General features: G+C 72.9%; 12 protein-coding genes. 8 read left to right on the top strand and 4 right to left on the bottom strand.

All coding sequences use genetic code 11. From position 1 onward, the window contains the following. Positions 1-69 precede the first annotated feature (69 nt). From VD659_RS17765 to VD659_RS17755, 3 genes are read right to left on the bottom strand one after another with little or no spacing between them, the layout of a single operon-like run. Positions 70-1,365, bottom strand: a complete 1,296-nt coding sequence (locus VD659_RS17765) for a GNAT family N-acetyltransferase (protein WP_423262377.1) — start codon at positions 1,363-1,365, stop codon at positions 70-72. Positions 1,366-1,395: 30 nt separating this feature from the next. Continuing rightward, positions 1,396-3,930: a right-handed parallel beta-helix repeat-containing protein gene (locus tag VD659_RS17760; protein WP_423262376.1), complete on the bottom strand. Its 2,535-nt coding sequence runs from the start codon at positions 3,928-3,930 to the stop codon at positions 1,396-1,398. Further along, the gene (locus VD659_RS17755; RefSeq protein ID WP_423262375.1) at positions 3,923-5,233 is read right to left on the bottom strand and encodes a glycosyltransferase; all 1,311 of its coding nucleotides are present in this window, start codon (positions 5,231-5,233) and stop codon (positions 3,923-3,925) included. Before VD659_RS17755 ends, VD659_RS17760 begins: the two co-directional genes overlap by 8 nt. A 170-nt stretch (positions 5,234-5,403) precedes the next feature. Here VD659_RS17755 and VD659_RS17750 point away from each other — a divergent pair, with 170 nt between their 5' ends. Both VD659_RS17750 and VD659_RS17745 read left to right on the top strand, forming a co-directional pair. Continuing rightward, on the top strand, positions 5,404-6,423 hold the full coding sequence (locus tag VD659_RS17750; protein ID WP_423262374.1) for a right-handed parallel beta-helix repeat-containing protein: 1,020 nt from the start codon (positions 5,404-5,406) through the stop codon (positions 6,421-6,423). A gap of 56 nt (positions 6,424-6,479) precedes the next feature. Beyond that, positions 6,480-6,896, top strand: coding sequence for a nitroreductase/quinone reductase family protein (locus VD659_RS17745; protein WP_423262372.1), 417 nt, complete (start codon positions 6,480-6,482; stop codon positions 6,894-6,896). Between the two features lie 132 nt (positions 6,897-7,028). Here VD659_RS17745 and VD659_RS17740 read toward each other — a convergent pair whose 3' ends face one another. Then, positions 7,029-7,313 (bottom strand): GNAT family N-acetyltransferase, encoded by a 285-nt coding sequence (locus VD659_RS17740; protein WP_423262370.1) that lies wholly within the window; start codon positions 7,311-7,313, stop codon positions 7,029-7,031. 89 nt (positions 7,314-7,402) lie between these two features. Between VD659_RS17740 and VD659_RS17735 the strand changes: the two genes are divergently transcribed. The 6 genes from VD659_RS17735 to VD659_RS17710 all read left to right on the top strand — a co-directional run bounded on the left by VD659_RS17735 (position 7,403) and on the right by VD659_RS17710 (position 13,529). Further along, positions 7,403-8,539 (top strand): NAD-dependent epimerase/dehydratase family protein, encoded by a 1,137-nt coding sequence (locus tag VD659_RS17735; RefSeq protein ID WP_423262368.1) that lies wholly within the window; start codon positions 7,403-7,405, stop codon positions 8,537-8,539. A 143-nt stretch (positions 8,540-8,682) separates the two neighbouring features. After that, positions 8,683-9,426, top strand: a complete 744-nt coding sequence (locus tag VD659_RS17730) for a glycosyltransferase family 2 protein (protein ID WP_423262366.1) — start codon at positions 8,683-8,685, stop codon at positions 9,424-9,426. 86 nt (positions 9,427-9,512) lie between these two features. After that, complete coding sequence (locus VD659_RS17725) at positions 9,513-10,157, top strand: TIGR04282 family arsenosugar biosynthesis glycosyltransferase (RefSeq protein ID WP_423262365.1); 645 nt, start codon at positions 9,513-9,515, stop codon at positions 10,155-10,157. A gap of 128 nt (positions 10,158-10,285) precedes the next feature. Beyond that, positions 10,286-11,590: a molybdopterin-dependent oxidoreductase gene (locus tag VD659_RS17720; protein WP_423262363.1), complete on the top strand. Its 1,305-nt coding sequence runs from the start codon at positions 10,286-10,288 to the stop codon at positions 11,588-11,590. Then, entirely contained in the window at positions 11,587-12,063 is a 477-nt protein-coding gene (locus VD659_RS17715; protein ID WP_423262362.1) for a hypothetical protein, read from the top strand. Before VD659_RS17720 ends, VD659_RS17715 begins: the two co-directional genes overlap by 4 nt. Then, complete coding sequence (locus VD659_RS17710; protein ID WP_423262361.1) at positions 12,060-13,529, top strand: glycosyltransferase family 87 protein; 1,470 nt, start codon at positions 12,060-12,062, stop codon at positions 13,527-13,529. The genes VD659_RS17715 and VD659_RS17710 overlap by 4 nt, the downstream gene beginning before the upstream one ends. Positions 13,530-13,553 lie beyond the last annotated feature (24 nt).

The raw sequence follows: 13,553 nt of genomic DNA, 5'->3' as shown, positions 1-13,553 counted from the left end.
CCGCGATCTGCAGACATGCCCCCCGGTTCTCATGGCGTACGGAATCGCTCGCGCCCTCGGAGTGCGGCGTCAGAAGTGGGTGATGCCCCAGACCGTGCCGACGGGCGCGAGCAGGGCGCGGAGTGCCCGCGCGGCACCCGGCACCGGCTCCGTGAGGCGGCCCGCCGCCGCGAGCACCACGGGGTCGGCGCCGCCGAGGTAGAGGGAACCGAGCACCGAGACGTCGAGCTCGAGATCGCAGGGCGCCGTGTCGTCGCGGGTGACGGCGGCGCGGCCGTCGGCCACGCGCAGGCGGTAGCGCCCCTCCGCGTGGCCGAGCGGGTCGGTCACGCCGAGCACGATCTCGCCCGCGGCCGCGGCCGCGTAGCCGCGGGCCTCGAAGGCCGCGACCACGTCGAGGATGCGCAGCCACACCCAGTCGTCGAGGCTCGATGCCGCCACCTGCCGCCAGTTCTCGAGCGCCCAGCGCAGCGGATCGTCGACGGGCGCGGCATCCCATTTCACGGCGTCGACGAGGTCGACCGAGGCCAGGAACTCCCAGAGACCGAGGTACGCGTCGGCGTTCTGCGCCACGAGGTCGACGACCTCGAGCACACGCGGATGCGTGTCGTACCCGCCGGCCCGGTAGCTGACGTAGCCGTCGATGGCGCCGCTCTCGTCGTAGTGCAGGGCGGCGCGCACAGCGCGATCCTCCTCACCCTTCTCGCCGACCACGCCGGAGATCCGCTCCCAGTGCTTGCTCTGACGGTCGACCGAGCCGGGCTGCGCCGCGTGGAATCCGGCGAAGATCTCGGGGCCCAGCCGCACGAGCTCTCGCGCGTCGACCAGTTCGCAGCGCCCGCGCGGCGACACGAGGAGCCGGAAGCGCGCATCCGTCGCCACCGTCACGGTGTGCACCTGCGTGGCCACGCCGAAACCGAAGCGACGGTAGATGGTGGCCTCCGACACCGTGAGGGCGGCGACCGCGTAGCCCGCCTCGACCGCGCGGTCGAGGTCGTCGGTCATCACGCGGCGCAGGATGCCCTGGCGGCGATGCGTCGGACGCACCGTCACGCAGGAGATGAGGTGGGCCTGGAGCGGCTCGGCGCCGCCGACGTTGAGGGTCTTCTCGAACGACGCGAACGTCGCGACGGGGTAGTCGGCGCCGAGCGACTCGGCCGGGCGCCCGGCGGCGTAGACCCCCGTGAGCTGATGGCCGTCGCGCGCCATGTGGGCGGCCAGACGGGCGGTCTCCTGATCGCTCAGGCGGGCTTCGTGGAAGCCCTGCGTCTCGGCCTGCAGCCAGCCCGCCGTGGCGGCGGTGGCTGCGCCCGGGCTCTCGACGGCGGCGGGAAAGGTGCGGAACTCGTACTCGGCGGTGCTCATGCTCCCACGCTACGCGATCGCCCGCGCCGCTCATCCGCGCGAGCGTCGCTCCTCTTCGGCGGCACGAGCCCGGCGTGCTTTCGCCACCCAGCCCGCCACCGATCCCACCGGCACGCGCAGTGCTGTCGCCACCCGGTCGATCGGCTTGCCGGCGTCGAGCACAGACGCCACGGCGAGCTCCTCCACCGAGGAGAAGCGGCCGAAGCCGGCGGCCGATGTGGAGGCGGCCGCGCCGCGTGCGGCGTCGGCGCCGGACGGCGTTTCCGTCGCCGCGGGAGCACCGGCGGTGCGCCCCGTGCGGGCGGCCTTGGCCGGCATGCCCGGCACGCGCGCCGAGGTGCCGAGCCGCTGGCGGATGTCGTCGGGCGTCTCCGGCGCCGCGTCGCCCTGGACCGCCTTCGCCACCACGACCGCCGCCGCCGTGACCACGGAGGCGGGCGCGGCGACGGGCGCGGCGGCGGCCGACGGGTGGTCCGAGACATCGCCGACGTCGATCGCGTCGCCGGCTCCGATCGATGTCACGGGATCGGTCGTCGCCGCCTCCGCCGCAGCCGCATCGGCCACCGGGACAGCAGGCGCGATCGGGTTCCCGGGCCGCGGCGGCGGCCATGCGGCCCTACGGGCATCCGGCTCGTCATCGCTCTCCGCCCGTCCCGCCGCGCCGCCACCGCGCTCGAGCTCGTAGCGCTCCTTCTCGGCCTTCGCCACCGCGATCGTCGCCGACTCCACGAGTTCGCGGATGCGGCGCTGCCGGCGCCTCCGGTAGAACACGAACGCGATCCCCGCCACGGGGATGACGAGCAGCAACGCCCAGAGCAGGGCGAGCGGATGCGCCTGGATCCAGAGCAGCAGCTCCCACTGCACCGTCCACCCCGAATCGGTGTTCGAGGACAGCTGCACGTCGTCGGCGCCGTTCGTCTGCGCGATGGCGTTCGGGCCGCTGCCGGTGAGGGTGTTGCCCTCGGCCCTGGCCGAGGTGAGGGCCCCGTCGAACACGATGCCCTCGCCGTTCGTGACGTTCACCGTGTTGCCGGTGACCTCGCCCTGCGAGTCGCGCAGCGAGATGCCGACCGTCTTCTGGGTCACCTCGTTGCCCGAGATCGTGACGATGCTCGTCTCGATCACCGAGAGACCGCCGGAGTGGTTGTCGGCGACGGTGCTGTCCTTCACCGTGAGCACCTTCGAGTTCTCGGTGGTGAAACCCCCGACGTTCTCCCCGGTCGCCCGCGGCGAGCCGTCGAAGCGCAATCCGTAGCCGCCGTTGCCGGTGAGCGTCGCCGAGTCGACCGTGAAGACGTTCACCCCGGTGCCCACTCCGATTCCGTTGCCTCCCGAGTTCTCGACCGTCGTGCCGGTGATCGAGACCGACGTGGAGTTCGCCCCCACCGCGATCCCCTCCTGGTCCGAGTCGCGCACGGTGCTGTCGGTCACGGCGACCGAGGTCACCGAGGCGAGATAGAGGCCGAAGTGCTGCCCCGAGAAGGTGGAGTGCGCGATCGTTCCCGTGGAGCCGACGCTGCTCGAGCCGGTGAGGGCGAAGCCTCCGGTCTCCCCGCTCCAGAAGCCGAGGTCGCCCGCGTCGAGGTGGTCGGCCGAGATGCGTCCCTCGTTCACCCGCACGTAGGCCCGCCCGTCGGTGACGTCGAAATCGGGCGCGTTCGTCTCCGGGTCCCACGAGGTGAGGGTGACCGGTGCGGCCTCCGTCCCTGTGATGTCGAGTTCGCCGCCCCAGACGACGATCGGCATGAACTCGCCGGCATGGCTGAGCAGGCGGATGGTCTGGCCCGGTGCGTCGATCGACAACGTGGCACCGCGGGCGACGAACACGGTCTTCGTGATCAGCACGGTCGTCGGGTCGACGCGGGTGGCCATGCCCGACGAGATGAGGTCGTCGAGCGTGGTCGGCGCGGCCGAGGGCAGCACGATGCCGGTCGTCTGCATGCCGACGGTCTGCACACCCCGCGCGAGCAGCGACCACCGGGCGTCCTGGCTCAGCACGAGTCGTCCCTGCTCCTCGGCCGAGGGGTCGATCGGGTAGGGCGAGAACGTCGTGCTGGGGACCGCCGTCGCCGCAGCGCTCGCCATCAGGTCGAGCCACTGCTGGTCGGCGGAGGTCGAGCTCGGCGACGGCGTGGAAGCCGGGGCCACGCCTCCGGATGCGACCGGTGCGGCGGCCTCCGCGACGGTCGAGCCGGCAGCATCAGTCGGGGTCGCCGCCGCCGATCCCGTGGCGGCGGTCGCGCTCGGTGTGCCCACGGCATCCGTCGCCCCGGTGGCCGCAACACCCGTCGCCGCTGCGCCGCCCGGCGCCGCCGGCGCCGTGCCGAAGAACCCCGCGGCCACGCCGTTCACGAACCCCGTGAGGGCCGCCGGCGCCCCGTGCGAGACGATGACCGTTCCGCCGATGCCCGCGAGGATGAGCACCGGGATCAGGATGCGCACGAGCGTGCGGCCGGTGCGGCCGACGGTGTCGCCGCGCTCCTCCGCGGTGAAACCCGCATCCGGCTTCCCGCCACCCGCTCCGCCCCGCTCGGCACCCCCGTCACCGCTCACGCCGTCACGCATCCTGCTTCTCGGCGCCGGCCGGCGCACCGCTCGCGAAGGAGCCGGCGCCGGCGCCGGCGTCCCCGGCCGCCGGGCGCAGCGTCGACTCCCGCTGCCCCTCGCCGCCGATGGTGTCGGCCGAGCGGGTGAGCCAGCCCTGGGTGTTCATGGTGAACAGCGCGTAGGTCTTGATCGGCAACGCCACGAGCATGGTGATGACGGCCACGAGAGGCAGGATCACGATGTCCTCCGGGCGCCGCCACAGGTGCGAGATGCCGCGGATGCCGCGCCCAACCATCACCCACAGCAGCGCCATCGCGAACGCGAGCAACGGCAGCGGCGCGGTGAGCGCGTGGAACACGTAGAAGATGGCGATGAGCATGCTCACCGGGGTGAAGAGGATCTGCATCACCGTGATCTGCGAGATGAACGGCACCCGGAAGATCCAGCCCCGCCGGATGGCCGTGAGGTAGCAGCGGTAGGAGTTGCGGCTCCAGCGCACGCGCTGCTTCACGAAGGCGCGGAAGGTGTCGGGGAACATCGAGAGGGCGCGCGCGGAGTCCTGGTGCGTCACCCGGTATCCCTCCGAGAGCACCAGCCAGGTCAGCCGCCCGTCGTCGCCGGCCACGCACTCCTTGCCGAGGAAGATCTCGTGCTCGAGGTCGTGCAGCTTCGGCAGGACGACCTCGCGCCGGTAGGCGCTCGTGCGCCCCGAGGCGCAGATCACACCGCCGAAGCGCCCCATCGCGGGGGCGTAGTCGTAGTAGCGCTGGTCGATGATCCAGTCGGCCACCCGCCGCCACACGCTCGTCTTCGGCAGGTAGACGTTCTGCCGGGTGCTCACCGCGCCCACGGCGGCGTCGATGAAGGGCATCTGGATGGCGTCGAGCATCCCGTCCTCCCACCCCGTGTCGGAATCGACCAGCACGATGAGCTCGGTGTCGGCCGCCCGGATGCCCACGCCGAGCGCCGAGCGCTTGCCGCGGTGTTTGAACATGATGACGTCGACGTCGGGATATCCCCGCTCCCCGATGAGCTTCTCGGCCACGGTGTCGGCCACGTCGAGCACGATCACGATCCGGCTCGGCCCCTGCCGCCGCCAGGTCTCGAGGCAGCGCAGCAGCACCTCGGGGTCTTCGTGATACGAGGGGACGACCACGGTGGTCGTCGTGCGGTAGTCGTTCACGACCGGCTTCGTGCTGGCCGAGATGAGCTTGCGGATGAGCCAGAAGCTCCACGACACGATTCCGAACACGCCGAAGGGCAGCAGCCACAGAAGTGAGGTGCTGACGTCGCCGAGGAACGACGAGAAGTCGCTGGGCATCGGGATGCCGCCTGCCTTTCGAGCAGAAGAGCACTCGGCTGGGTTGGCCGAGCGTGACGGGTCGTGCAGGAGGTGCGGGCATCGGCCCGGGTGAGGCCGATTCCTGTCAGCTTAGCGATGTCGCGCAGCGCTTGTCCGGTGCACGGCCACCCCCTTTGTAGGCTGGAGCGATGGGGGTCACGCGCGCGTCGATCGGCGTGCTCGCCGTGGGCACCGTGCTGCTCCTCGCCGCGGTCTCCGGATGCGCGACCGCCGGCCCGGCGTCGGCTCCGGCGAGCGCCCCCGCCTCGTGCCCCTCCGGCACCCTCGTCTCCACGGCGTCCGGGCTCACGGATGCGCTCGCCGCGGCCACGCCCGGCACCACCGTCGTGCTCGCCGACGGCCGCTACGAGGGGCGGTTCACGGTCGCCGTCTCCGGAACGGCGGCGGCGCCGATCACGCTCTGCGGCGCATCCGGAGCCGTGCTCGACGGCGGCGGCACCGACAGCGGCTACACCCTGCACCTCCAGGGCGCGTCGCACTGGCGGCTCGAGGGTTTCAGCGTGAGCGGCGGGCAGAAGGGCGTGATGCTCGACGGCTCCTCGTCGAACGCGCTCACGGGTCTCACCGTGTCGGGCACCGGCGACGAGGCCGTGCACCTGCGCGCGGGCTCGAGCGACAACCTCGTCGAGAAGTCCACGATCTCGGGCACCGGCCGCAGCACCGCGGAGTTCGGCGAGGGCGTCTACGTCGGCAGCGCGCAGAGCAACTGGTGCACGATCTCGGCCTGCGATCCCGACCGGAGCGATCGCAACCGCATCAGCGGCAACACCATCTCGGGCACCACCGCCGAGGCGATCGACGTGAAGGAGGGCACCACGGGCGGGCAGCTGCTGGGCAACGCGCTCGACGGCTCGGCCGCCACCGCCGTCGACTCGCTCATCGATGTGAAGGGCTCGGACTGGGTCGTCAGCCGCAACACCGGCACCGCCGCACCCAAGGACGGCGCGCAGGTGCACGTCATCCTCGACGGCTGGGGCGCCCGCAACGCCTTCGACGGCAACAGCTTCGCCGTGGCGGCCTCGGGCTACGCCGTGTCGATCGTGGGCGACGCCCGAGCGGCGGGCAACCAGGTGGCCTGCGACAACCGGGCGACGGTGGCGGGGGCGGATGCGCCGGGCCGGGCCACGAACGTCACCTGCGTCGGCTGAGACGGTGTTCGCCGGGGCAGGATGACGGCGCCCCGCGCGGGGCGTAGCGTTGACGCATGAGCGACTTCAACCAGCAGATCATCGAGGAGTTCCGCGCGAACGGCGGCACGGTTCAGCGCTTCGGCTCGAGCTTGGTGCTGCTGCACACCACGGGCGCGAAGTCGGGCGAACCGCGGCTGAGCCCCGTGATGGGCATCGCCCAGCCCGACGGCAGCTGGCTCGTGGCCGCCTCGAAGGCCGGCGCGCCGAGCAACCCGGCGTGGTACGCGAATCTGGTGGCGCATCCGGAGGCCGCGATCGAGGCGGCGACCGACGACGGCGTCGCCACCGTGGAGGTGACCGCGGCTCCGCTCGAGGGCGAGGAGCGCGACGCAGGCTGGGCGCAGTTCGTGGCGCGGTCGCCCGGCTTCGCCGACTACGAGGCGAAAGCCGGCGGCCGGGTGATCCCGGTCGTCAAGCTCAGCCCCCGCTGAACCGAAGGGCCCGCCGGGCCGGGTTGGCTGCGCCGCACGAATGGCCCGTTAACGATTGGTGGAGAGGGCCGAAGCCCTCCCCGCCGACGATCTTAGCAAAGGCGAACGGCAGGTTGCCAAATCGCGTCGGCTTCAGCGGGTGAGCAGCCCGGCGCGCTCCGGATGCTCGTCGAACCACTTGCCGACGTACCAGCACATCGGCACGATGCGGGCGTCGCTCGTGGCTTCGACGTCGTCGACCGCGAAGGCCACGATCTCGCCGGCGTAGCCGTGTCCGCGCTGCTTCGGATCGGTGAAGGTGTGGGTGAACGAGACGGTGCCCTCGTTCGCGACGTAGTCGACGGCGCTGACCATGGCGCCGTCGACGCGCAGGGAGTAGCGGTGCTGCTCGGCGTCGTGCAGGAATTCGCGTGCCATGCCTCCACCCTACGTCGGCTTTCCGCGGCGGTGGCCGTGGTGTGCACCTTTGCACCAAACGCCGGGGAGTGCCGCTCCGAACAACCCGCATGACCGCTCCTTCGCCGCTGCCCGCATCCTCCCCCGGCCGACTGCTCGTCTCGGGGGGCGCCGGGTTCATCGGCGGCGCGATCGTGGCGCAGGCGCTCGACGAGGGCTGGCGGGTGCGGGTGCTCGACTCGTTCCGCGACGACGTGCACGCACCGGCCGGCGGCGAAGGCGAGCAGGCGCATCCGGCGTTCGACCCCCGCGTCGACCTGCGCGTCGGCGACGTGCGCGACCCGGATGCGGTCGCCGCGGCCCTCGACGGCGTCGACGCGGTGTGCCACCAGGCCGGCAAGGTGGGCCTCGGCGTCGACTTCTCGGATGCGCCCGACTACGTCTCGTCGAACGAGTTCGGCACGGCCGTGCTGCTCCGCGCGATGGCGGAGGCCGGGATGCGCCGGCTCGTGTTCGCCTCCTCGATGGTGGTCTACGGGGAGGGCAGCTACTTCGGGCCCCTGGGCGTCGTGCGCCCGCGGCCCCGCCGCCTCGGCGACCTCGAGGCCGGCCGCTTCGAGCCGCTCGACGAGCTCACCGGGCTGCCGCTCTCGCCCGCGCTCATCGACGAGGACGCCCCGCTCGATCCGCGCAACGTCTACGCGAGCAGCAAGCTCGGGCAGGAGCACCTCGCCGCCGCGTGGGCGCGGTCGACCGGCGGCCGCGCGATCGGGCTGCGCTACCACAACGTCTACGGTCCCGGCATGCCGCAGAACACGCCCTACGCCGGGGTGGCCTCCCTGTTCCGCTCGGCCATCGAGCGGGGCGAGGCGCCGCGGGTGTTCGAAGACGGAGGGCAGCGCCGCGACTTCGTGCACGTGCGCGACGTGGCGGCGGCGAACCTCGCCGCCATCGCGGCGACGGACACGGTGTCGGAAGCCGCCGGCCCGGGAGACGGCGAGTTCCGCGCCTACAACGTCGGCTCGGGCGTCGTGCACACCATCGGGGATCTCGCCGCCTCCCTCAGCCGCGCCGCCGGCGGTCGGCTGCCGCGGGTGACCGGCGAGTTCCGCCTCGGCGACGTGCGCCACATCACGGCGTCCTCGGAGCGCATCCGGGCCGAGCTCGGCTGGCACGCCGTCGTCGACTTCGACGAGGGCATGCGCGAGTTCGCCACCGCTCCCCTGCGTGCGGCGGTGCGCTCATGACCGCCACCACCCCTCGCGGGCATGCTGCGCCGGCGGATGCGCGCCCCGCTCCGGCGCACCCAACACCGGCGACGCCCGGAGCGGCGGAACACACGCCGGCACCGCCCGCCGGTGGCGACGCCGTGCCGAGCTCGCCTCTCGCGATGAGCCCCGGAGCCCCGGCGGGGGCCTCCGCCTCCCGCGGGCACGTCGCCGCCGCATCGCCCGCGGTGGCCATCGCCGTCGACGTCGTGCTGCCGTGCCTGAACGAGGAGGGCGCCCTTCCCTGGGTGCTCAGCCGCCTGCCGCCCGGCTACCGCGCCATCGTCGTCGACAACGGGTCGACCGACGCGACGGCGGCGGTCGCCAGCGCGGCCGGCGCCCTCGTGGTGAGCGAGCCGCGCCGTGGCTTCGGTTCGGCCGCCCATGCCGGCCTGCTCGCGAGCACGGCCCCGGTCGTCGCCTTCTGCGACGCCGACGCCTCGATGGACCCGGCCGAGCTCCCGACCCTCGTCGCCCTGCTCGACGACGGCTCCGCCGGACTCGTGCTCGGCCGCCGCCGCCCGACCGTGCGCGGCGCCTGGCCGTGGCACGCCCGTGTGGCCAACCGGGTGCTCGCACGCCTCATCCGCCACCGCACCGGCCTCGCCCTGCACGACCTCGGGCCGCTGCGCGCGGCCCGGCGCGAGCAGCTGCTCGCCTTCGAGCTGCGCGACCGCCGCAGCGGCTACCCGCTCGAGATGCTGCTGCGCGCCTGGGAAGCCGGCCTCGTGGTGCGGGAGGTGCCCACCCCCTACACCCCGCGCATCGGCCGCTCGAAGGTGACCGGAACCTTCCGCGGCACCGTCACGGCCATCCGGGACATGTCGCGGCTGCTGCGCGAAGCCCCGCGCGTGACCGTTTCCTGAACATCCCCTGCACGACCAGACCGACGGAGCCTCCGCGCCGAATACCCACTACGCCACTCACGCAGCACCGAACGAGGGATCCACTCATGCTCACAGCCGTCGTCATCGCCAAGGAATGCCTGCCCGGTCGAGTGAAGACCCGGCTGCACCCGCCGCTGAGCTACGAGGAGGCGGCCGAGGTGGCCTCCGCGAGCCTCGCCGACACGCTCGACGCCATCCGTTCGATGCCCTTCACCCGACGGGTGCTCGCCTTCGACGGCGACGTCGTGCCCGCCTCCGCCCACGGCTTCGAGGTGCTCCCGCAGATCACCGGCACGCTCGCCCAGCGCATGGCCGCCGTCTTCGACACCATCGACGGGCCGATGGTGCTCATCGGCATGGACACCCCGCAGGTGAGCCGCGCCTCGCTCGAACCGCTCTTCACGGGCTGGCACGCGGGCATCGACTCCTGGATGGGGCCGGCCACCGACGGCGGATGGTGGGCCCTCGCCATGCGCGACCCCAACGGCGCCGTGGTGCGCGGCGTGCCGACCTCGCAGGAGGACACCGGCCGGCTGCAGCTCGAGAGCCTGCGCGCCGCCGGCCTCACGGTCGACCTGCTGCCGGAGTTCACCGACATCGACACCGTCGCCGACGCCCTCGAAGTGGCGGAGCTGGTTCCGGACGGCCAGTTCGGCCGCACCTTCGGCGCCCTCAGCCGCCGCCTCGTGGCCGAGCACAGCTTCGACTGAGCACCCGCCCGACAGCGCCCCGCGCATCCGCGCCGACGCCCGTGCACGCCCGACGAGACCGAGTCCCCATGCAACGCCTGCTCAACCGCCTCCGCCGCACGGTCGCCGCGCCCGCGAGGAATCCCCGGATGGCGGTGGTTCTCGGACGGCTGCTCGGCTTCGCCTTCCTCGTCTGCTTCGGCACCGGGCTCTACAGCCACTTCCTGCAGGAACCGCTGCCCTGGATGCGCTTCCCCACCCAGCCGGCGCAGCTCTACCAGCTGACGCAGGGGGTGCACATCGTGGCCGGCATCGCCTGCTTCCCGCTCATCCTCGGCAAGCTCTACACCGTGTTCCCGGAGCTGTTCCAGACCCCGCCGCTGAAGGGCTTCCTGCATCTGCTCGAGCGGGCGTCGATCGCCCTGTTCGTCGGCGCCTCGCTCGTGCAGATCACCATCGGACTGCTCAACACCTATCAGTGGTATCCGTGGCCGTTCGGCTTCCGCGAGGTGCACTTCGCGCTCTCCTTCGTGGTGATCGGCTCGCTCGCCATCCACATCGGCATCAAACTGCCGATCATCTCCCGCTACTGGACGAAGCGCCGGGCCGCCACCGCCCTCGCCGACGACGAGCACGCGGATGCCCTGCTCGCGGCCCGCGCCGACGTCGACGCCCGCATCGCCCGGCTCGCCGCCGAGCGCGCCGAGCGCGCCGAGGCCGCCCACCCCGAGGCCGGCATCGACCCCGATCTCGCTCGAGGCGGGCATCCGGAGCGCACTGGCGCCACCGACATCACCACCCGCGGCCTCACGGGCCGCCTGTTCCGCTGGATCGACGACACCCCCGCCGCCGAGCCCGCCGTCTCGCGCCGCGGCTTCCTCACCGCGATCGGTCTCTCCACCGCCTCGGTGGTGCTCCTCACCGCCGGGCAGACCTTCGCGGCGCTCAGCCCGTTCAACCTGTTCGCGCCGCGCGCATCCGGAACCGGTCCCCAGGGCCTGCCGGTCAACCGTACGGCGGCGGCGGCCCAGGTCACCGAATCGGCCGTCGCCCCCGATTGGACCCTCTCCGTCGCCAACGGCGACCGGATGCTCGCCCTCACGCGCGCCCAGCTGCACGCCCTTCCGCAGACGCAGGTCGAGCTCCCCATCGCCTGCGTCGAGGGCTGGAGCCAGACGGCCACCTGGACGGGCGTGCGCGTGAAGGACCTCGCCGCGTCCGTCGGCGCCTCCCCCGACGCCGCGCTCACCATCACGAGCCTCGAGAAGGAGGGCGGCTACCGCGTCACACAGATGGGCGCCGAATACGTGGGCGACGACACCACGCTCGTGGCGCTGGAGCTGAACGGCGAGACCCTCGACCTCGACCACGGCTACCCGGCGCGCATCATCGCGCCCGGGCGCCCCGGCGTGCTTCAGACCAAGTGGCTGAGCTCCCTCGAGGTGACGTCGTGACCGGGCCCGGCCCCTCGGGTGCCTCGGGCGGCTCCCGGATGCGCGCGGTGCGGGCGACACTGGTCGCGGTGGGCGTACTCGGGCTCGCGCTCGGCGCGGCGGTGCTGCTGCTGAAGCAGACCCCGGTGCAGATCGTGGGCGTGGGCGTCTGGATGCTCGGCGCCATCCTCCTGCACGACGCCGTGCTCTCGCCGATCGTGGTGGGGGTGGGCATCCTCGCCCGCAAGCGGGGGCGGCGGGTGCCGTTCGCGCTGCTCGCGATCGTGCAGGCGGGGATCGTGGTGGGAGCGGTTCTCGCCCTGCTCGTGCTGCCCGAGATCTACGCCAAGACCTTGGGCACGGCGAACCCGACGGTGCTGCCGCTCGACTACTCGCTGAACCTCGCGCTCACCTGGGCGGCGGTGGCCCTGCTCACGGCGCTCGCGTGCGGCGCCTACCTGGCGCTCGCCCGCCGCCGGGCGGCCGCCCGATGAGCGGGCCGGCCGCGTCTGCCGACGTCGCCGCCCGCCGCTCGCGCGGGCGGCGCACCGCGGCCGTCGTGGCCACCGCCGTGCTGCTCGCGGCGCTCACCGCGCTGACCTTCCTGGGAACCACCTCGGTGGGCTTCTTCGACCCCGCCGACGCCGGCGGCCTCGTGTTCTTCGCCGTGGCCTCCTGGGTGGTGTTCGCGGCAGCCGTGCTGCTGCTGTTCCGCACCGGGCGCGCGGGCGGCGGGCGCGCATCCGTGGTGCTCGTGCTGGTGGGGGCGGTGGCCCTCGGTGGCGCCGCGCTGGCCGGCCCGCCCACCACGAGCACCGACTCGGCCCGCTACGCCTGGGACGGCATCGTGCAGGTGGCCGGGCACTCCCCCTACGACCACACGCCCGCCGATCAGGCCTACGCCTCGCTCCGCCCCGACTGGCTCTACCCGGCGCCCGTGCTCGACGACGGCGGGCACCCGCAGTGCGTGGGCGAGGGCAGCCGGGTGGCGCGCACGCTGAACGTGCCCGACTTCTCGGTTCTCTGCACCACGATCAACCGGCCGCAAGTGCCCACCATCTACCCGCCCGCGGCCGAGCTCTACTTCGCGGCCGTGCGGGCCGTGGTGCCGGCGGACGCGCCCTACTGGCCGCTGCAGGCTTCCGGGCTTCTGCTCTCGCTCGGTGTCACGGCGGCCCTGCTGCTGGCGCTGCGCAAGCGCGGACTCGACCCGCGCTGGGCGGCGCTCTGGGCGTGGTGCCCCTTCGTGCTCTCCGAGGCGGTGACGAACTCGCACGTCGACGTGCTCGCCGCGCTGCTCGTGCTGGTGGCGACCCTGCTCGTGGCCGGCGGCCGGCGGTGGCGGGGCGGCATCGCGCTCGGGGCGGCGATCGCCGTCAAGCTCGTTCCCCTCATCGCGGCGCCCGCGCTGCTGCGGCGCCAGCCGTGGAAGGTGATCGTTGCCGCCACCCTCACCTTCGCGGTGCTCTACGTTCCCTACGTGCTGCTCTCGGGCATCGGCGTGATCGGCTACCTGCCCGGCTACCTCTCCGAGGAGGGCTATGACGACGGCACCCGCTTCGCGCTGGTGTCGCTCGTGGCGCCGGGGAGCGCATCCGTCGTCGTGGCGGCCCTGCTGATGCTTCTGCTCGCCGTCGTGGTGTGGCGGCGCAGCGATCCGGCGTCTCCGTTCACCGGGCAGCTCTGGATGATCGGCGGCACGATGCTCATCGTCACGCCCCACTACTCCTGGTACGCGCTGCTGCTCGTGCCGTTCATCGTGATGACGGGACGCTGGGAGTGGCTCGCGGTGCCGCTCGCGCTCACCGCGGGGCTGCTGCTGCCGGAGCTCTGGATCGCCCGGCTGGCGCTCCTGGCCGCCGGTGCCCTGGTGGCCGTCGTCTGGATGCGCCGGCACCGTTTCGGCGTCCGCCGCGCCCGTGCCGGCGGCCGCACGAACCTGACCGTTTCCTGGAGATGAGGAAAGAACCCATCTGTTCGGGGC

This window comes from Herbiconiux sp. 11R-BC (assembly GCF_049472555.1).
Classification (GTDB): domain Bacteria; phylum Actinomycetota; class Actinomycetes; order Actinomycetales; family Microbacteriaceae; genus Herbiconiux.
This window is presented reverse-complemented; position numbering and strand designations above follow the sequence as displayed.